Source organism: Micromonospora sp. NPDC003776 (genome assembly GCF_053605645.1).
Map to the genome: position 1 here is coordinate 1 of NZ_JBSGJR010000055.1, position 20,509 is coordinate 20,509.

Below are 20,509 nucleotides of genomic sequence, written 5' to 3' on the forward strand. Positions count from 1 at the left end.
GCGGACGGCCGCGGCGTAGTGCTCGGTGACGGCGTGGGCGTGGCGCTCGGTGCCGGTGACGCGGTCGGGCTCGGTGAGGGCGGCGTGGCCGTCGGCGTACCCGGTGGCGAAGCCGTCGCGATCAGCGGCAGGGTCAGCGCGGCCACGGCCACGACGGTGCCCCCGGAGGCGGCCAGCCGCCGGCGGCTCCGGGCGCGACGGCCGCGCGCCACGACCCCGGCGGTGTCGAACCGGCTCGGCGGTTCGGCGCCCAGCGCGGTGGACAGCAGCGTCCGGAGATCCCGCTCCTCCATCTCGTTCACACTCCCTCCGACTCGACCAGGAATTCGTCGCCGAGGCGCCCGCGCAGCGTGTGCAGGCCCCGGGCGGTGTGGCTCTTCACCGCGCCGGCGCTGCAGCCCAGCGCGGCGGCGGTCTGTTCGATCGACAGGTCCTGCCAGAACCGCAGCACCAGCGCGGCGCGTTGCCGCCCGGGCAGCGCGGCCAGCGCGTCGAGCACCAGCCGCTGCCGGTCCAGCCGGGCGGTGGGGTCGTCCGCCGCCGCCCGGTCCGGCACCAGGTCGACGGGGTGCTCCCGGCGTCGCCAGGGCCGGCGCCACTCGTCCGTGAGGGAACGGACCAGCACCCGCCAGGCGTACCCGTCGATCTCGTCCCGCCGGGTCAGCCGGGGCCAGGCCAGGTAGAGCTTGGTCAGGGTGGTCTGCGCGGCGTCGTCGGCGGCGTGCCAGTCGCCGCAGATCAGGAACGCGGTACGCCGCAACGCGGGTGCCCGCGCGTCGACCCAGCTGGTGAACTGCCGCTCGTCATCCCCGTGCATCGGCTGCGTGTCCTCTCCCTCGCCGGTTACACGGGCCGGGGGTGCGGGCAGGTTTACCCGCACCCCCGGATTTTTCCGTGGCGTCAGGGCGTGAGCCGGTGCAGGTCGCGCGGGAAGGCGGCGACCTCGCGGACGTTGGCCGCCCCGGTCAGCCGGGCGACGAAGCGTTCCAGGCCGATGGCGAAGCCGCCGTGCGGCGGCATGCCGTGCCGGAACGCGTCCACGTAGCCGGCGTACGGCTCGACCGGCTCGCCCCGCGCGGCCAGGGCCGCCAGGTAGTCCTCGTACCGGTGCAGCCGCTGCCCGCCGGTGACCAGCTCCATGCCCCGGAACAGCAGGTCGAAGCCGTTGGAGTGGGCCGGCCGGGCCGGGTCCGGGTGGGTGTAGAAGGGCCGCTTCGCCATCGGGTACCCGGTGACGAAGAGGAAGTCGGAGCCGTGCTCCCGGCGGGCCCACTCGCCCAGCGCCCGCTCGTGCGCCGGGGCCAGGTCGGGCTCGTCCGCCGGCGCCCCGGCGATCTTCAGCGCCTTGGTGAAGTGCACGGCGGGGATCTCCGCCGGCACCTCGGGCGCCTCGACGCCGAGCGTGGCGAGCGCGCCGCCCGCCCGGGCGGTGACCGCGTCCAGCATGCCGGCCAGGACATCGCGCAACACCCGCATCACGTCCCGGTGGTCGGCGACGAAGCCCAGCTCGACGTCGAGCGAGGTGTACTGGGCCAGGTGCCGGACGGTGTCGTGCGGCTCGGCCCGGAACACCGGCCCCACCTCGTACACCCGCTCGAAGACGCCGACCATCAGCTGCTTGTAGAACTGCGGCGACTGGGCCAGGTACGCGGGCCGCCCGAACCAGTCCAGCGCGAACACGTTCGCCCCGCTCTCGGTGGACGAGGCGACCACCTTCGGGGTGTGGATCTCCACGAAGTCGCGGGCGTCCAGCACGGCCCGGAAGCCGGCCACCGCCGCCGCCGAGATCCGCAGCGCGGCGGACCGGGTCGGGTGCCGCAGCGCGGTCGGGGCATGGTCGAGCTGGGTGGGCAGGCTGGCGGTGAGCACCGGCCGGTACAGGTCGAACGGCGGCGGCACCGCGGGCGGCCCGAGCGGCCGTACCGCGGGCTCGACGACCTCGACCCCGGCGGGGGCGGTCGGGTTCGCGACCACCGTGCCGACGACCTCGACGACGGTCTCCTCCGGCAGCGACTCGACGGCGGCGCGGACCTCGGGGTCGGTGACCACCACCTGGGCCAGGCCGGCGGCGTCCCGCACGATCAGGAAGGCCACCGACTTGAGCAGCCGGCGGCGGTGCACCCAGCCGGCGATCCGCACGGATTCGCCGACCTGGTGGCTGAGCTGGGTGGAAAGGATGCGTTGCACGGCGGTTACCTCCTTGATCAATCGCAACGCGATCCCCAGGGAGGTGTGGGCGAGCGGGAACCTCGCGGTGCCACCACACCTTCGCCCCCGGTTTCCCGGGAGCCTCGTTCGTCGCCTGTTCACCGGGGCCAGCCGGGCGGGCTCTACTGAGCGCGGACGCGCCGTTCTTCCCGCAGCTCGGGAGGGTCTTCACGCACCGGCGCCAGACCGCCTTCCAGCAACCGGCGGCTCTCTGCGCTGGCGGATCGGCACGCTACTCGGCTCCGTCGCAGCTTTGTCGGGCACGCTAGCACCCCGCGCCGCTCCGTGTGACGCCCTTTTTTCGGTCCAGGTGTCCGGTGTCACAACGTCTGGGGCGTGACGCCCGTCGCCCGCCGTTCATCGACCGCCACCGTCGGGCGTAGGCTCGGTTTTGTGACGATCGAGCACTCCGCGCCGACGACTGAGCAGGCAGCGCGCACCGCGACGGTCGCCCCCGAGGGGCGGCGCATGCTGCGGATCGAGGCGCGCAACGCCGAGACGCCGATCGAGCGCAAGCCGCCATGGATCAAGGTCAAGGCCAAGATGGGGCCGGAGTACACCCAGCTGCGCGGGCTGGTCTCGCGCGAGGGGCTGCACACCGTCTGCCAGGAGGCCGGCTGCCCCAACATCTACGAGTGCTGGGAGGACCGGGAGGCCACCTTCCTCATCGGTGGCGACCAGTGCACCCGGCGCTGCGACTTCTGCCAGATCGACACCGGCAAGCCGGCCGAGTTCGACGCCGACGAGCCCCGCCGGGTCGCCGAGTCGGTCGCCGCGATGGGCCTGCGCTACGCCACCATCACCGGTGTCGCCCGCGACGACCTGCCCGACGGCGGCGCCTGGCTGTACGCCGAGACGGTCCGGCAGATCCACGCCCTCCAGTCCGGCTGCGGCGTCGAGCTGCTGATCCCCGACTTCAACGCCGTGCCGGAGCAGCTGGCCGAGGTCTTCGGCTCGCGCCCCGAGGTCCTCGCGCACAACGTCGAGACGGTGCCGCGGATCTTCAAGCGGATCCGGCCGGCGTTCCGCTACGAGCGCTCGCTCGACGTGATCCGCCAGGCCCGCGCCGCCGGCCTGGTCACCAAGAGCAACCTGATCCTCGGCATGGGCGAGGAGCGGGCCGAGGTCTCCCAGGCGCTGCGCGACCTGCACGAGGCCGGCTGCGAGCTGATCACCATCACGCAGTACCTGCGCCCGTCCCCCCGGCACCACCCGGTCACCCGCTGGGTCAAGCCCGAGGAGTTCGTCGAGCTGCGCGAGGAGGCCGAGGAGATCGGCTTCGCCGGCGTGATGAGCGGCCCGCTGGTCCGCTCCTCGTACCGGGCCGGGCGGCTCTACCAGCAGGCCCTCGCCGCCCGCGAGGGAGTCGTCGCCGCCGGCTGAGGCCGGCCCACCGGCCCGCCGCCCGGCCGTGGTCGGGCGGGGCCGGATGCCGCGTCACGCGCCGCCGGCCACCGTCCGGATGCCATGATCGCAGGCATGACTGCCGGGGTACGCCAGGAGCCACGCCGGGCCACCAGCCCGCGTACGCCCCGGCGTCCCCGGCTGCCGGCGCTGCTCGCCCTGCTCGTCGGGGTGGCCGGGGTCGGCTACCGGCTGGCCCTGCTGCTCGCCGACGCTCCGCCCAGCAACAGCGACGAGGCGACGATGGGGCTGGCCGGCCTGCACATCGCCCGGGGCGCGGACTTCCCGGTCTGGTTCTACGGCCAGGCGTACATGGGCACGCTGGAGGCGTACCTGGCCGCGCCGCTGATCGCGCTCACCGGTCCGTCGGTGCTCGCCCTGCGGCTGCCCACCCTGGCCCTGTACGCGCTCTTCCTCGCCCTGTCCTGGCGGCTCACCCGGCGGCTCGGCGGCGACCCCTGGTACGCCCTGCTGGTCGTCGGCTTCCTCGCGCTCGGCGCCGACCGGGTGATCAAGAACCAGCTCATCGCCGGGGGCGGTTACCCCGAGCTGAACCCGGCCGGGGTCGGGCTCGCCCTGCTCACCGTGGCGCTCTGCGCCGACCGGACGGGGGCGCGGCTGCCCCGCTGGGCGGCCTGGGGACTGGTGTCGGGGCTGATGCTCTGGGTCGACCCGCTGATCCTGCCATTCGTCCTCGGCACCGGCGTGGTGCTGGCCGTGTGGCGGCGCCGGGAACTGGCCGGGCGGGCGGGCCTCGTGCTGGCCGGCGCGCTGCTGCTGGGCGCGGCGCCGATGCTGCTGGACAGCCTCCGGCACGGCCGCAACCCGCTCACCGCGGTGCTCGGGGCCAGCGGCGGCGAGGCGCCGGCGAGCTGGGCGGAGCGGATGCACGGCGGCCTGGTGCTCGGGCCGTCGCTGGGCATGGGCTTCTGCTCGCCGAGCCACTGCGCCGGCTGGCAGCTCTGGTGGGCGGCCGCCCTCCCGGTCCTACTGCTGCTCGGCCTGGCCGCCGCCGTACGCACCCTCCGCCGCACGCCCCCACGCATCCCATCGCTCGCGCCGGCCTCCCCCGCCGCGCCGCCGTCCACCCCGGCGGATCTTGGACATTTGTCGTCCGCCGCGAACGGCGAATGTCCAAGATCCGGTGACGGCGTCGCCGGCGAGGACGAGCGGCGGGTGTCCGCGGCGGTGCGGTTGGCGCTGCTCGGCGGGGCGGTGGCGGTGCTGGCGGCGTACACGGTGAGCAACGCGGCCGGCCAGACCCCGGTCGAGAGCGCCCGCTACCTGTCCTGCCTGGCGATCGCCACACCGGCCCTGCTCTGGCCGCTGTGGCAGGCCGCGCGGCGGGGCCTCCGCTCGCCGAGACACCTCGCCGACCCGACGCCGGGTTTCCGCTCGCCGCTCGTCGGTCTGGCGGCGGCCGCGGTGCTGGCCGCGATGCTCGGTACGGCGGCCGTCGCCACCGCGGCCGCGCTCGCGCGGGTGCAGGCGGTGCACGCCGAGGCCGACCGGCACCGCGGGCTCGTCGACACCCTCGGCGCGCTCGGGGTACGGCACGCCCGCGGCGGCTACTGGACCTGCAACCGGCTCAGCTTCGCCACCGGCGAGAACGTGACCTGCGCGGTGGTCGACGACGAGTTGCACGCCGGCTTCGACCGGCTGCCCGGGTACCGGCGGGCGGTGGACGCCGACCCCGGCGCGGCCTGGGTCGCGCCCGCGGGGTCGCCGCTGGCCGCTCGGCTCGACGGCCGGATCGGCCCGGACCGGGGCGCGTTCGAGGTGGTCACCGTCGAGGGGTGGCGGATCTACCTGCCCCGCCGCTGAGCGGGCGGGCCGGCCGGCGCCGGATCCCGGTCGAGCAGGCCGAGGCGGTGGGCCAGCGCGGCCGCCTCCACCCGGTTGCTGACGTCCAGCTTCGCGATGATCCGGGAGACGTGCACGCTGGCCGTCTTCGGCGAGATGAAGAGCCGCTCGGCGATCCGGCTGTTGCTGTGCCCCTCGGCGACCAGCCGCAGCACCTCCTGCTCGCGGCTGGTGAGCAGGTCCGGCCCGGGACGCCCGGTGCCGCGCAGCCCGACCCGGCGGGCCAGGGTGGCGACCTGCTCGCCCAGCGGGGTGGCGCCGAGCCGGGTGGCGATCTCGCCGGCCTCCCGGACCGCCGCCGCGACCGCGTCCCGCTCCCCGGTCGTGGCGGCCGCCTCGGCCAGCCCGAGCAGCGCCCGCCCCAGCGGGTACGGCTGCCCGGCCGTCCGCCACGCCTCCACCGCCGCCCGCCAGGCCGCCAGCACCGCGTCGTTCCGCTCGGCGCCGGTCACCCCGGCACCGCCTGCGGCCGCGACCCGGCCGTCGTGAGCGCCGGCGGAGCCGACGCCGGCCAGGATCGCGGTGACCTGGGCGGCGTGCGCGTGCTCGGCCGGGTAGCGGACGGGCAGCGCGGCGGCCACGGCGGACACCTCGTCGGCCAGCCCGGCGTCGCCGGTCAGCGCGGCGGTCCGGGCGGCCGCGGTGAGCACCGGCCAGCCCTCCCGGGGCAGGTGGACGAGGCGCTCGTCGGCCAGCGCGGCGCGGCTGGCCGCGAGCGCCGCCAGCTTGTCGTCGGCGGCGAGGGCGGCCTCGATGCGCAGCTCGTGCAGCGGCAGCCGGTGGTTCGGCCAGAGGTACGGCCGGGCCAGGAAGGCCAGCGCCCGGCCGACCACCTCGTCGGCGGCCGGGTGCGCCCGGGCCAGCCGCAGCCCGGCGCGCAGCTGGAGCCAGTGCAGCCCCGACACGCCCGGCGGGTCGATCCGGGCGGCCTCCGCGCAGGCCGCATCCGCCTCGTCCCAGCGGCCCAGCGCGATCAGCGCCTCGGCCCGGTTGGAGAGCAGGTACGCCCCGGTGGAGCGGCTGATCCCGAACCGGCGCGCCTCGCTCACCCCGGCGCCGGCCGCCTCCTCCGACTCGGCGTACCGGCCCAGCTCGTAGAGCACGTCGGAGAGGTGCACCAGGGCACTGACCAGCGCGGGCGCGTTGCCGGTGGCCCGGGCCAGGGCCTCCGCCCGGCGCAGCTCGGCCAGCCCCAGGTCGGGTGCCTTGTCGGTGCGGCAGAGCAGGGCGATCCGGGTGGGCAGCAGGGCCACGTCCGTGCCGACCGCCTCGGCGGCGGCCATCGCCTCGGCGGCCACCGAGGCGGCCTGCTCGGGGTCGATCTTCGCCAGGTGCGCGGCGACGTCGGCGAGCAGCCGGACCCGCTCCGGGCCGTCGGGCACCCCGACGGCCAGCCGGTACGCCTCGCGGATCTCGGTGGTGCCGTCGCTCTTGCCGAGCAGGGCGAGCAGCCGGCCGCGCTGGTCGAGCAGGCGGGCGGCGCGCAGCGGCTCGGCATCGGTGTCCACCTCGGACAGTGCGGCCCGGGTGAGGGTGAGCGCCCGGTTGTAGTCGCCGGCGGTGGTGGCCGCGGCGAGGGTCTCCTCCAGCACCCGCAGGTGGTCCATGCCGAGGCGCTCGGCGGCGTCGGGCACCAGTTCCCACAGTTCCAGGACCCGTTCCAGCAGCCGGCTCTGCTCGGCGTACGCGTACCGGTCGGCGGCGGCGCCGGCGGCGACGCGGGCGGCCAGCAGGGCGCGCGGGTGGTCGTGGGCGGCGTACCAGTGGTGGGCGATCTCGGCCGGCGCGCGACCGGCGGCCACCAGGTGCGGCTGCGCCTCGATCGCGGCGGCGTACCGGGCATGCAGCCGGGCGTGCTCACCGGGGAGCAGCTCGTCGTGGACCGCCTCGCGGACCAGGGCGTGCCGGAACTCGTAGTCGCCGTCCGGGTCGGCCACCACGAGCTGGCCGGCGACGGCCGCGCGCAGGGCGTCCTCCAGCTCGGGCTCGGGCAGACCGGCGACCTCGGCGAGCAGCTGATGGGCGAAGCGGGTGCCGCCGGCGGCGGCGATGCGCAGCACCCGCTGGGCCGGTTCGGGCAGCCGGTCCACCCGGGCCAGCAGCAGGTCCCGCAGGGTCTCGGGCAGCACCGCGCAGCCCACCGGGTCGCCGGCGGCGGCCAGCTCCTCGATGAAGAAGGGGTTGCCCTGGGTACGCCCGTGCACGTCGTCAACGGCCCGCGGGGCGGGTTCGGCGCCGAGCAGGTCGGCGAGGATGGCGGCGGTCCCGTCCCGGTCGAGCCGGCCCAGCTCCACCCGGTCCACCCCGCGCGCCCGGTCCAGCTCGGCGAGGAACGGCCGCAACGGGTGGCCGCGGTGCAGCTCGTCGGTGCGGTACGTGCAGACCAGCAGCAGGCGGGCGGCGCGGGCGGCCCGGACCAGGAAGCCGATCAGATCCCGGGTGGACCGGTCGGCCCAGTGCAGGTCCTCGATCACCAGGACCAGCGGCCGGTCCTCGGCGATCCGCCCGAACAGGTCGGCGACCAGGTCGAACAGGTAGCCGCGCGGGGTGTCGGAGACGGGCAGGCCGGTGGGCGCGGCGGTCCCGGCCGGCACCCGGGCCAGCTCGGGCAGCAGACGGGCGAACTCCGGCTCGTACCCGGCGAAGACGCCCGGGCCGTCGCGGCGCAGCACCTCGCGCAGCGCCGCGGCGAACGGCGCGAAGGGCAGGCCGGCCTCGCCGAGTTCCAGGCACTGGCCGACCAGCACCCGGACCCCGAGGTCGCCGGCGAGCGCGCCGAACTCCTCCAGCAGCCGGGTCTTGCCCACCCCGGCCTCGCCGCCGACCAGCACGGTGGTGGGCTCCCCGGCGCGGGACCGGCCGAGCGCGGCGCGCAGCGCCGCGCCCAGCTCGTCGTCGTCCGGGGCGGTCAACCGGGAAGCCTGGTCGGTGTCGCCCACGAAACCCTCCCGCGCGCCGCCGTTGCGGGTCGGGGTCACCCGCACGTCGTCTCCGTCCTGCTCGACGTCGACGTGCCGGGTGCCCTTGGCGTACGTGGCGAAGGAGCGCAGGCCGAGCGCCGCCAGGACCGGGGCGAACGGGGACGGCCCGCCCCGAAGGTTCGGGGTAGGGACCGCGGTGCGCGAGGCGTCCAGCATGCGGCGCACCGCCGCCCCCAGCTCCTGGTCGGCGGCGTCGGCGTCGAGGAGGTCGAAGACGCCGTTGGCGATCCACAGGCCGTCGGTGGTGAGCGAGGAGGAGTGCGCGACGTACCGACCTCTGCGCAGGTCGAGTCCAGCGGTTCTGGTCATGGGTGGGCGTCCTCTGTCGACCGGGGGACGTCCCAGGGTACCCGTGGGACGTCCCCCGTCGGGGCTGCCTACATCACGATGATCCGGACGGTCACGCCCTTCTGGGCGCCGTACTGGACTATCTGGTTGAGCGCGTTCTGTTGGGCCGCGGTGGCCCCGCGCGGGACCACGACCTCCAGCTCTCTCGCCGCGACCTGGCCGGGCCGGATGGTGACGCCGTCCCAGGTCACCGGGTTGCTCTTGGCGAATCCGGCCGCCTTGTCCACGTAGCCCTTCAGCCGGCTGGTCAGCTTGGCCGCCGACTGGTACGTCTTGGCCCCCAGGTCGACGCTCTTGATGCTGGTCGCGGTGCCGTTGGCGAACCGGTCGATGGTCGGGAAGCTGCGGGGCAGGTTGCCGCCGAGCTTCGCCTCGATGGCCAGGCCCCGTTCGAACTGGCCGAGCTTCCACACCGAGCTGCCGGCCTTCAACCACGCCCCGGCCCCACCGGTGAGGCCGCCGATCGCCGCGCCGATGGCGAAGTCGGTGAGGGCGTCGCCCCAGCTGTACTTGCGCCCGGTCAGCGCCGAGATGCCGGCGCCGATGCCGACGGAGGTGGCGCCGCCGACCAGCGCCCCGATGACGATCGCCACGCAGATCGGGCAGTCGCCGTTGGGGTCGGAGAGGTTGACCGGGTCGTTGAGGGCGTAGCCGTAGAGGTTGGCGCTGCCGCCGCCGAAGCCGGCCGGGTCCTGGCTGAGGAAGCGGCCCGTCTCCGGGCTGTACCAGCGGGCCCGGTGGTACTGCAGGCCGGTGGCCGGGTCGCGCTCGCGGCCGGTGAACTGCTGGGTGTTGCCGCTGGCCGCGCCGCTGGCGGTGGCCGCGCCGAAGGGGTCGTAGGCGTACTGGGTGGTGAGCGTGCCGGTGGAGTCGGCCAGGCCGAGCACGCTGCCGAGCGCATCGGTGATCGGCACCCGGGCGCCGGCGCCGTCGGTGCGGACCAGGGTCTGGTCGAGCCCGGCGGTGAGCCGGTCGGCGACCGCGGCGCCGGCCTGCTCGCGGATCAGGTTCGGTCCGTCGTAGAGGAACGCGGTGGTGGTGCCGCCGGCGGTACGGCTGGCCAGCCGCCCGGCGGCGTCGTAGCCGTACGTCGCGGCCAGGCCCGGCCCGGTCACCCCGGCCAGTTCGCCCCGGGCGTTCCAGGTGTAGCCGAGCACCCCGTCGCCGGTGAGGTTGCCCTCGTCGTCGTAGGTGTACGTCCGGTCGCCGCGCGCGGTCAGCCGGTTCGCGGCGTCGTAGCTGGCCGGCGGCCCGGTGCTGGGGATGGTGACGTGGGCGAGGCTGCCGGTCAGGTCCGCCACCCGGCCGGCGGCGTCGTACCGGTAGCCGAGGTTGCCGATCGGCACCCCGCCGGCGCTCTCGTACGACATCCCGGTGAGCTGGGACGCGGCGTCGTACGCGTACCGGGTGACCACGCCGGCCTGCTCGACGCGGTCGGTGCGGCCGGCGGCGTCCCGGTGCCAGGTGGCGGTGGTGGCGCCCTGGGTGATCCGCTCGACCAGCCCGGTGGCGTCGTAGCCGTACGAGATGTCGGGCTGCCCCGGCACGGTCATCCCGGCCCGTCGGCCGGCCGCGTCGTAGCTGTAGCCGACGGTGCCGGCCGGGCTGGTCACGCCGGTCACCTGATCGAGGTCGTTCCAGGCGAGGCTGATCACGCCGCCGGCCGAGTCGTCGATGGTGGTGAGCCGGTCCAGGGTGTCGTAACTGAACCGCCTGGTGCTCTCATAGGTCGGGCCGGCCGTGGCGCCGTACCCGATGAAGGTGGTCCGGCCGAGCGCGTCGTACTCGGTGACGGTGGTCTTCCCCCGCCGGTCGGTGGCGGAGACCACCCGGCCGAGCAGGTCGTACGACTGCCGGGCCTGCTTGCCCAGCGGGTCGGTGACGGTGACCGGCCGGTCCGCGCTGTCGTACGCGACGGTGGTGCTGTTGCCGCGCGGGTCGGTGACCTTCGTGAGGTTGCCGTTGCCGTCGTACTCGAAGGTGGTGCTGCGGCCCAGGCCGTCGGTGCTGTTGACGATCTGGTTGTCCGGGTCGTAGCGGACCTGCTCCAGCACGCCCTGCGCGTCGGTCACGGCCACCGGCCGGCCGACCGCGTCGACGAAGCTGCGGGTGGTCCGGCCGAGCGGGTCGGTCACCGCGACCAGGTCGCCCTGCTCGTAGGTGTAGCTGGTGGTGTTGCCGAGCGGGTCGGTGGACGAGGTGACCTGGCCGGCGCCGTTGTAGGTGTACCGGCGGGTCCGGCCGGCCGCGTCGGTGGCGGCCACCAGGTTGCCGTCGTCGTCGTACTCCATCCGGGTGGTCCGGCCCTGGTCGTCGGTGACCGAGGTGAGCTGCCGGTACGGGCCGCCGGAGGTGACCGTGGCGGACTGGGCGGCGGCGGTGCCGGCGAGGGTGGTGACCGCGTTCAGGTCGCCGTTCGCCCCGTAGCCGACGGTGGTGCGCCGGCCGTACGGGTCGACCAGCGCGGTGGGCAGGTGGGTGGCCGGGTCCCGGGTGGTGGTGGCGGTGCGGGCCTGCGCGGTGCCGGCCGCGGTGGTCTCCGCGACCACCCGCCGGTCGCCGTCGAAGCTGGTCTCCCGGAGGCTGCCGTCCGGTTCGGTGACCGTGGTCTTCACCACCTTGCCGGCCGCGTCGGTGGTGTACGCGAAGCCGTAGGTCACCCCGCCCGGCATGGTCTGGCCGGACACCCGCCCGTTGGCGTCGTACGCGTTGGTCAGGTAGGTGAGGCCGCGGGCGTCGGTGACCGTGGTCATCCGGTGCGCGCTGTCGTAGGTGTAGCTGGTGGTCCGGCCGCCGGGCGAGGTGACCGAGGTGAGCCGGCCGGAGCTGTCGTAGCCGTACTGGACGACCCGGCCGGCGTTGTCCTCGGCCCGGGTGACCCGGCCGCTGGTGTAGGCGAGCTTGATCCAGCGCCCGTTCGGCGAGGTGATCTGGGTGATGTCACCGGACTGGCCGCCGCTGGAGCGGGTCAGGGTGATCTGGTTGCCGTGCCGGTCCCGGATCGCCTGCAACGGCGCGTTCTCGCCGAAGACGTAGGTCATCCCGTCGGTGCGGACCAGGTCCCAGCCGTTGCCGTTCCAGCTCATCACCGAGTCGCGGAACGGCCCGGTGGTGTTGACCGCCTTGAAGACGGCATCGGTCCAGCCGGTGCCGGGGCTGATCCGGTCGAAGTGGACCTTGCCGCTGTCCGGCAGCACCAGGTCGGCCTGGACGTACTGCTGCTCGGAGTAGATGAAGATGCCGTACTCGAAGTTGGCGCCGATGCCGAACTCGCGGGAGTTGGTGTCGTTCTGCCGGTAGGTGCGGGTGATCGAGATCGGCAGCACGTCGTTGACCACGAGGTCGGTGTGCCGGTCGACGAAGAGCCCGCTGGCCAGGTCGACGGGGTCGCCGCCGTCGTCGCCGTCCTCGCCGGGGCCGGAGCCGGCCGGCCGCTTGCCGCTGCCGTTGAACATGGCGCCGGTGAACTCCCAGACCCGCACGTCCGGGTCGGGCACGATCTGCCGGCCGTCCCGGCTGACCGTGCCGTGGCCGTAGATGTACCAGCCGGCCTCCGCGCCGGTCACCGCGCAGACCGCGGGCGCCTGCACCGCCCTGGTCGGCTTCTTCGGGTACGACTTGACCGGCGCCTTGGTGCACGGCACCCGGCCCGGGTCGTAGTCCCAGAAGTCCAGCCGGCTGCCCGGCGCCAGGCCCTGGGTGTTCGGGTAGATGATCTGCGCGCCCTCGGGCAGGATCACCGAGCCGCCGGGCTGCACGGTGAAGTAGACCGGGGTGCGGACCCCGACCGGCAGCGGGAACGGCGGCTGGTCCACCGGGATCGCGGTGATGGAGAGCTCGGTGACCCGCTTGCCGGCCCGGTCGCGGATCACGCTGCCCTTGGGCAGCCGCACCTCGAAGCCGGGGATCGCCGGGGTGGTGATCACCGTCTGCTGCTTCGTCGGCGACGGGATGCGGACGGCGTGCGCCGTGTCGAGCCGGGTCATCCAGATCGGGTACGACAGCTCGACCGTCTCGCCGGCCTTGAGGTCCACCCCCGTCTCGAAGCGGCCGAAGGCCCGGCCCGGGCTGCTCGCGGTCGCGCCGTCGATGACCAGCACGTGGTGTCCGGCGGTGAGCCCGGTGAGCAGGAACCGGCCGCTGGCGTCCGTACGGGTGGCGCGCCGGCCGACCGAGAGCGTGACGCCCGGCAGCGGCTTGCCGTTGAGCAGCAGCGCCTGCCCGGCGAGGCCGGTGATCCCCGGCTCGGCGCGCAGCGCCGGCTGCACGTGGCCGTACGCGCCGCCGCGGTGGGCCGCCCAGTCCTCCCCGGAGAGGTTGAACCGGTCCGGCGTCCAGGTCTCGGTGACGTCGGCGTTCTTCGGGCTCGTCGCGCTCTTCGCCTCGGGGTCGGTCGTCGCGCTGGCGGCGGCGGTCTTCGGGCTGCTCGCGGTGAGGCCGGCGGGCAGCCGGACCTCGCCGGTGAGGCTGCCGACCATCGTGGACGACGGGTCGACGAAGACCGTGTACGTGCCGGTGGTGGGCAGGGTGAGCGAGTTGAAGGCGCAGGACGAGCCGCAGTACGCGCTGCTGGTGAGGTTCGTCCCGTCCGGCTTGCGGACGATCGCCGAGGCGTTGTACGTGCCGTAGGTGCCGGCGCTCATCACCACGCTGACCACCTGGCCGGCGGTGCCGGCGAAGGTCATCGCGGCGTTCTGGCCGGGGATGGTGGTGGTCAGGGTGACCGCCGCCCCGCCCGGGGTGGCGCTCGCGGTGGCGTCCGTGGGGACGTCGTTCACCTGGAGGGTGACCGCGCCGGTGTACATCCCGTCCGGGTTCAGGAAGATCGTGTACGTGCCGCTGACCGGCAGCGTCGTGACGTCGAAGAAGCAGGACGCCCCGCAGTAGGCGCTGCCGGTCAGGTTCGACCCGTCCGGCTTCCGCACGATCGCCGACGCGTTGTAGGTGCCGTACGTGCCGGCGCTGCCCACCACGGAGATCCGCTGCCCGGCCGTGCCCGTGAAGGAGAGCGTGGCGTTCTGGCCCGGACCGGTGGTGGTGAGGGTGGCCGGGGCGCCGCCGACGCTCGCGCTGGCCGTGGCGTCGGCCGGCACGTCGTAGATCCGCAGGTTGACCGACCCGGTGTACATCCCGTCCGGGTTCAGGAACATGGTGTACGTGCCGCTGACCGGCAGCGTCGTGGTGTCGAAGAAGCAGGACGCCCCGCAGTAGGCGCTGCCGGTCAGGTTCGACCCGTCCGGCTTCCGCACGATCGCCGACGCGTTGTACGTGCCGTACGTGCCGCCGGTCCCCTGCACCACGATCCGCTGCCCGGCCGTGCCGGCGAAGGAGAGGGTGGCGTTCTGCCCGGGCGCGGTGGTGCCCAGGGCCACCGCGTCGCCGCCGACGCTCGCGGTCGCCGTGGCGTCCGCCGGCACGTCGTAGATCCGCAGGTTGACCGACCCGGTGTACATCCCGTCCGGGTTCAGGAACATGGTGTACGTGCCGCTGACCGGCAGCGTCGTGGTGTCGAAGAAGCACGACGCGCCGCAGTAGCCGCTGCCGGTCAGGTTCGACCCGTCCGGCTTCCGGATGATCAGCGAGGCGTTGTAGGTGCCGTACGTCCCGCCGGTGCCCTGCACCACGATGCGCTGGTTGGCGGTGCCGGTGAAGGTCAGCGTGGCGTTCTGCCCCGGTGCCGTGGTGCCCAGGGCCACCGCGTCCCCGCCGATGCTCGCGGTCGCCGTGGCGTCCGCCGGCACGTCGTAGACCCGCAGGGTCACCGAGCCGGTCGCGACCGCGTCCGGGTTGAGGAAGATGGTGTAGGTGCCGGTGACCGGCAGCGTCGTGGTGTCGAAGAAGCAGGACGCCCCGCAGTAGGTGCTGCCGGTCAGGTTCGACCCGTCCGGCTTCCGCACGATCGCCGACGCGTTGTACGTGCCGTAGGTGCCGCCGGTGCCCTGCACCACGATCCGCTGGTTGGCGGTGCCGGGGAAGGAGAGCACGGCGTTCTGGCCGGGCACGGTGGTGGTCAGGGTGACCGCACCGCCGCCCGGGGTGGCGCTCGCGGTGGCATCGGCGGGCACGTCGTACACCCGGACGGTGAGCGAGCCGGTGTAGGTGCCCGACGGGTCGACGAAGACGGTGTAAGTGCCGGTCGCCGGCAGCGTCGTGGTGTCGAAGAGGCAGGACGCCCCGCAGTAGGTGCTGCCGGTCAGGTTGGACCCGTCCGGCTTCCGCACGATCGCCGACGCGTTGTACGTGCCGTAGGTGCCGCCGGTGCCCTGGATGAGGATCCGCTGGCCGGCGGTGCCGGGGAAGGACACCACACCGTTCTGCCCCGGCACGGTGGTGGTGAGGGTGACCGGGTCGCCGCCCGGGGTGGTGCTCACCGTGGCGTCCACCGGCACGTCGAGGACCTGGACGGTGAGGCTGCCGACCGCCGCCGCGACCGGGTCCACCAGCACCGTGTACGTCCCGGCGGCGGCCAGCGACACCGAGCTGAACGAGCAGCTCGTGGCGCAGGACGAGGTGCTGGTGACGGTGCTGCCGTCGGGGGCGCGCAGGACGACCGCCGCGTTGCCGCCGGCGTACGAGCCCGCCGACATGGTGACGGTGACGATCTGACCGGCGGTGCCGGGGAACGACACCACGCCGTTCTGGCCGGGCACCGTGGTGGTCAGGGTGACCGCCGCCCCGTTGGGTGTGGTGCTGGCCGTCCGGTCGGCCGGCACGTCGTACACCTTCACGGTGATGCCACCGACGGCGGTGACCTTCGGGTCGACCAGCACCGTGTAGGTGCCGTCGGCCGGCAGCGCCGTGGTGTCGAGGAAGCAGGACGCGCCGCAGTTGCCGTTCGACACGAGCGCCGTGCCGTCCGGCTTCCGCAGCGTCACCACGGCCTCATTGGTGCCGAACGTGCCGGCGGAGAGCTGCACCGCGACCCGCTGCCCGGCCGTCCCCGGCAGCGACACCACCGCGTTCTGCCCCGGCACGGTGGTGGTCACGGTGACCGCCGCACCGCCCGGCGTGGTGCTCGCGGTGGCGTCCGCCGGTACCGCGTGCACCTTGACGGTGATCGCGCCGACCGCGGTGCCCTTCGGGTCGACCAGCACGGTGTACGTGCCGTCGACCGGCAGCACGGTCGCGTCCAGGAAGCAGGCGGTGCCGCACGAGGTGTTGGTCAGGATCGTGGCGCCGTCCGGCTTCCGCAGGGTCACGGTCGCCTCGCTGCTGCCGTAGGTGCCGGCGGAGAGCTGCACCGCCACCCGCTGCCCGGCGGTCGCCGGGAAGGACACCACGCCGTTCTGCCCCGGCACCGTGGTGGTGACCGTGACCGCCGCGCCGCCGGGCGTGGTGTTGGCGACCGCGTCGTTCGGCACGTCGTAGACCCGGCCGGTGATCGAGCCGAGGAGCGTGCCGCTGGGGTTCACCAGGACCGTGTACGTGCCGGTGACCGGCAGCACGACCGCGTTGAACGAGCAGCCCGTGCCGCAGTAGCTCTCGCTGACGATGGTGGCGCCGTCCGGCGCCCGCAGCGTCGCGGAGGCGTTGTAGGTGCCGAAGCTGCCGTTGGCCAGGGTGACCGAGACCGACTGGCCGGCGGTGCCCGCGAAGGAGACCACCGCGTTCTGGCCGGGCACGGTGGTGGTGACGGTGACCTGGGCGCCGCCCGGCGTGGTGCTGGCCGCGGCGTCCGCCGGCACGTCGTACACCTGCGTGGTGACCTCGCCGACCACGGTGGCGTCCGGGTTCAGGGAGATCGTGTACGTGCCGTCGACCGGCAGCACCACGGCGTCGAAGAAGCACGCGGAGCCGCAGTAGTTGCTGCCGGTCAGGTTGGTGCCGTCCGGCTTCCGGATCACCGCCGACGCGTTGTACGTGCCGAAGGTGCCCCCGCTCATCTGCACCGAGATCCGCTGCCCGGCGGTGCCGCTGAACGAGACGGCGGCGTTCTGTCCCGGCGCGGTGGTGCCCAGGGTGACGGCCGGTCCGCCGGGGGTGGCGGTCGCCGCGGCGTCCGGGGGCACCACGTAGACCTGCGCGGCGACCTGGCCGACGGTCACCCCGTCCGGGTTGAGGTAGAGGGTGTAGGTGCCGTCGACCGGGAGCACCATGGCGTCGAAGAAGCACGAGCTGCCGCAGTACGCGCTGCCGGTCAGGTTGGTGCCGTCCGGCTTCCGGATCACCGCCGACGCGTTGTACGTGCCGTACGTCCCGCCGGTCAGCTGCACCGAGACCCGCTGCCCGGCGGTGCCCGGGAAGGAGATGACCGCGCCCTGGCCGACCGTGGTGGCCACGGTGACCGCGCTGGAGCCGGGGGTGGTGCTCGCGGTGGCGTCCGCCGGCACGTCGTACACCCGGGCGCTGACGGAGCCGACGTAGCTGGTGTCCGGGTTGACCAGGATGGTGTACGTCCCGTCGACCGGCAGCACGGTGGTGTCGAAGAGGCAGGAGCTGCCGCAGTAGGCGCTCCCGGTCAGGTTGGTGCCGTCCGGCTTCCGGATCACCGCCGAGGCGTTGTACGTGCCGTAGCTGCCGTCGGTCAGCTGCACCAGCACCCGCTGCCCGGCCGTGCCGGCGAAGGAGATGAGGCTGTTCTGGCCCGGCACCGTGGTGGTGGCGGTGACCTTGTCCCCGCCGGCCGTGGCGGTGGCGGTCGCGTCGGCCGGCACGTCGTACACCTGCACGGTGATCGCGCCGGTGGTGGTGGACTGCGGGTCGACGAAGAGGGTGTACGTGCCGTCGACCGGCAGCACCGTGGTGTCGAGGAAGCAGCCGGTGCCGCAGGAGCCGTTGGCGACCACGGTGCCGCCGCCGGGCCGGCGCAGCGACACGGCCGCGTTGTAGGTGCCGTAGGTGCCGCCGCTGAGCTTCACCGAGACCCGCTGGCCGGTGCTGCCCGGGAAGCTGACCGCCGCGTTCTGGCCGGCCACGGTGGTGGTGACGGTGACCGGGTCGCCGCCGGGGGTGGTGGCCGCCGCGGCATCCGCCGGGACCTCGCGGACGGTCGCGGTGACCGAGCCGGTGGCGCTGCCCGCCGCGGCCAGCAGCAGGGTGTACGTGCCGGCGGTGCGGGCCTTGACGGTGTCGATGAAGCCGGTGGCGCCCACGCATCCGGAGGACGCCGCGGTCCGGCCGAACGGGTCGAGGACCTTGGCGGTGGAGATGCCGCAGGAGCCGAAGGTGCCGTCGGCCAGTTGCACGCTCGCCTGCTGCCCCTCGGCCAGGTCGAAGACGACCAGGGCGACGTCGCCGGCGCTGGGGATGGCGACCGACTTCGCCTGGCCGAGCGCGACCCGGGAGGTGTGCACCACGTCGGCGACCGTGTACGGGGCGGGCGGAACGAAGACGTCGGCCGCGCTGTCGCCGCTGCCGTACCGGGTCCGTACGCCGATCCGGCCGGAGGCCGCCCCGGCCGGCACCTGGACGGTGAGGTTGCCGGCGGCGACCGCGGAGGTGGCGGCGCGGGTGCGGTTCAGCGTGACGGCGTTGTCCGCGGTGACGGGGGCGAACCCGGTGCCGGTGACGGTGACCGTGCCGCCCGGCGCGACGACGTTCGGCGAGACCCCGGTGATCGTCGGCGCCGACTCGTCCGGGCCTGCCACCACGAAGGACTGCGGGCTGGTCGCGGTGACCCCGCCGACGTGGACGGTGATCAGGCCGGTGGTCGCGCCGGCGGGCACCCGGGTGACCAGGCGGTGCCCGTCGGCGGCGGTGACCGGGGCGGGCACGCCGTTGAACTCGACGGTGTTCTCCGCCGGCACGTCGGAGAAGCAGCCGCCCTGGAGGGTCACCTCGGCGCCGACGGCCGCCCGGGTGGGCACCACCGACAGCAGGGCGAGCGCCGGGCTGCCGTCGTTGGTGACCGAGGTGATGTTGCCGGTCGGGTCGTACCCGTACCGGGCCGTCCGGCCGGCCTGGTCGCGCACGCCGGCAAGCTGTCCCGCGGCGTCGTACGCGTAGCCGACCGAGTCGCAGTTGACCGAGGCCGGGACGAGGTCCGGCAGGTCGGCGCGGAACCCGAAGGCCAGCAGCATGACGAGTGCGGCGAGGGTCGCGGTGAACCGCAGCCGGGCCCCGGCCCAGACCCTCGATCGGATGGTGCGACGGCCGAGCGGACTCGACATGCTGCCTCCCCCACAGACGCAACTTCTGCGCTGCAAGGTAGGCGAGATCGATCAACGGGGATAGATGCCTCGATGAATGTCCGGCGACAATCATCCATCACGCACCGCGACGGGGGCTTCTACCAGGAAAAACAACCGACACCGCCGGAGGCGGTGTCGGTTATCGGACAATCAGTTGTGCAACCCGGACGACGGGTGCGTTCCGGCAGGTCAGAGCACCCGCTGCACCCAGCCGTGCCGGTCCTCGGCCCGGCCGCGCTGGATGTCCACCAGCTGCTGCCGCAGTGCCATGGTGGACCGGCCCGGCTCACCGCCACCGATCAGGAACTCCCCGTCGGGGAAGCGGACCCCACCGATCGGCGTGATCACCGCGGCGGTGCCGCAGGCGAACACCTCGCGGAGCCGGCCGCTGGCCGCGTCCGCCTGCCAGTCGGCGAAGCTGACCGGCCGCTCCTCCACCCGGTGCCCGGCCTCGGCGGCCAGGGTGAGGATGGCGTCCCGGGTGATGCCGGGCAGGATGGTGCCGGTCAACGGCGGGGTGACCAGCGTGTTGTCGTCGTAGACGAAGAAGACGTTCATGCCGCCCAGCTCGTCGACGAAGCGCCGCTCCACGGCGTCCAGGAAGACCACCTGGTCGCAGCCGGCCTCGATCGCCTCCGCCTGCGCGGCCAGCGAGGCGGCGTAGTTGCCGCCGCACTTCGCCGCGCCGGTGCCGCCCGGCGCGGCCCGGGTGTAGTCCGGGGAGACCCAGACCGTCACCGGCTTGACCCCGCCGGCGAAGTAAGCGCCGGCCGGGGACGCGATCACGCAGTAGAGGTACTCGTTGGCCGGGCGGACGCCGAGGAAGACCTCGCTGGCGAACATGAACGGCCGCAGGTAGAGGCTGGCGTCCTCGTGCTCCGGGATCCAGTCCTGGTCGATCTCGACCAGCCGGCGGAGCGACTCGACGAACGTCTCCGGCGGCAGCTCGGGCATGGCCAGCCGCTTGGCCGAGGCGACGAAGCGGGCCGCGTTCGCCTCCGGACGGAACATGGTGACCGCCCCGTCCCCGGTCCGGTACGCCTTCAGCCCCTCGAAGATCTCCTGCGCGTAGTGCAGGACGGCGGCCGCCGGGTCCATCGGGATCGGCGCGCGGGCCTCCACCCGGGCGTCGTACCAGCCCTTGCCCTCGGCGTACCGGATCGTCACCATGTGGTCGGTGAACACCCGACCGAACCCGGGGTTCGCCAGCAGGGCGGCCCGGTCGGCGGCGGATACCGGCGCGGGATTCGGACGGATCTCGAAATCGAGCTTGTCACCACCGCTCATCGCGCTGACCTCCCTGCGGGTCCCACGGCATGCGGGATCGCACGCCGACGTCACTGGTGCCAGAAACTTACCCCGAACGGTCGTTCAGCGGATAGCTCCGCCCCGACACATCGAGACCCACCGGATGGCGCTGCGGCCGGCCGGCGGTGCGGTCCCCGGGACACGGGTCCGGCGGCCCGTGCCCGGGCCGCCTACGGGCCCGGGTCAGGCTACGGCGTACCCGGCGAGCCGGTCGCCGACCTCCTCGGTGCGCAGCGGGGCCCCCGGCGTACGGCCGGCCAGCTCGGT

At 74.2% G+C, this 20,509-nt stretch carries 7 protein-coding genes and 1 pseudogene; 2 read left to right on the forward strand and 6 right to left on the reverse strand.

All coding sequences use genetic code 11. The features are described from left to right. From ACWEVO_RS07720 to aspS, 3 genes and pseudogenes are all read right to left on the reverse strand, one after another. Positions 1 to 302: pseudogene (locus ACWEVO_RS07720) on the reverse strand (hypothetical protein); the annotation flags it as partial. Then, positions 299 to 817: a SigE family RNA polymerase sigma factor gene (locus tag ACWEVO_RS07725; protein ID WP_452306777.1), complete on the reverse strand. Its 519-nt coding sequence runs from the start codon at positions 815 to 817 to the stop codon at positions 299 to 301. The pseudogene ACWEVO_RS07720 and the gene ACWEVO_RS07725, both read right to left, overlap by 4 nt. An 83-nt stretch (positions 818 to 900) precedes the next feature. Continuing rightward, complete coding sequence (gene aspS, locus ACWEVO_RS07730) at positions 901 to 2,187, reverse strand: aspartate--tRNA(Asn) ligase (protein WP_452306778.1); 1,287 nt, start codon at positions 2,185 to 2,187, stop codon at positions 901 to 903. 357 nt (positions 2,188 to 2,544) lie between these two features. On the opposite strand from aspS, the gene lipA reads away from it, so the two are divergent. After that, positions 2,545 to 3,591, forward strand: coding sequence for a lipoyl synthase (gene lipA, locus ACWEVO_RS07735; RefSeq protein ID WP_452306779.1), 1,047 nt, complete (start codon positions 2,545 to 2,547; stop codon positions 3,589 to 3,591). 96 nt (positions 3,592 to 3,687) lie between these two features. Continuing rightward, positions 3,688 to 5,436 (forward strand): DUF423 domain-containing protein, encoded by a 1,749-nt coding sequence (locus ACWEVO_RS07740; protein WP_452306780.1) that lies wholly within the window; start codon positions 3,688 to 3,690, stop codon positions 5,434 to 5,436. Here the strand turns inward: ACWEVO_RS07740 and ACWEVO_RS07745 are convergent. From ACWEVO_RS07745 to ACWEVO_RS07755, 3 genes are all read right to left on the reverse strand, one after another. Next, positions 5,418 to 8,765, reverse strand: coding sequence for a helix-turn-helix transcriptional regulator (locus tag ACWEVO_RS07745; protein WP_452306781.1), 3,348 nt, complete (start codon positions 8,763 to 8,765; stop codon positions 5,418 to 5,420). The two genes, ACWEVO_RS07740 and ACWEVO_RS07745, sit on opposite strands and share 19 nt — an antisense overlap. A 68-nt stretch (positions 8,766 to 8,833) precedes the next feature. After that, entirely contained in the window at positions 8,834 to 18,913 is a 10,080-nt protein-coding gene (locus ACWEVO_RS07750; RefSeq protein ID WP_452306782.1) for an RHS repeat-associated core domain-containing protein, read from the reverse strand. 210 nt (positions 18,914 to 19,123) lie between these two features. Continuing rightward, positions 19,124 to 20,221: a branched-chain amino acid aminotransferase gene (locus ACWEVO_RS07755; protein ID WP_452306783.1), complete on the reverse strand. Its 1,098-nt coding sequence runs from the start codon at positions 20,219 to 20,221 to the stop codon at positions 19,124 to 19,126. Positions 20,222 to 20,509 lie beyond the last annotated feature (288 nt).

Coding starts and splice junctions, on each gene's coding strand:
- ACWEVO_RS07745 (WP_452306781.1), bottom strand. CDS start 8,765: ATGACCAGAACCGCTGGACTCGACCTGCGCAGAGGTCGGTACGTCGCG.
- ACWEVO_RS07740 (WP_452306780.1), top strand. CDS start 3,688: ATGACTGCCGGGGTACGCCAGGAGCCACGCCGGGCCACCAGCCCGCGT.
- ACWEVO_RS07755 (WP_452306783.1), bottom strand. CDS start 20,221: ATGAGCGGTGGTGACAAGCTCGATTTCGAGATCCGTCCGAATCCCGCG.
- ACWEVO_RS07725 (WP_452306777.1), bottom strand. CDS start 817: ATGCACGGGGATGACGAGCGGCAGTTCACCAGCTGGGTCGACGCGCGG.
- ACWEVO_RS07750 (WP_452306782.1), bottom strand. CDS start 18,913: ATGTCGAGTCCGCTCGGCCGTCGCACCATCCGATCGAGGGTCTGGGCC.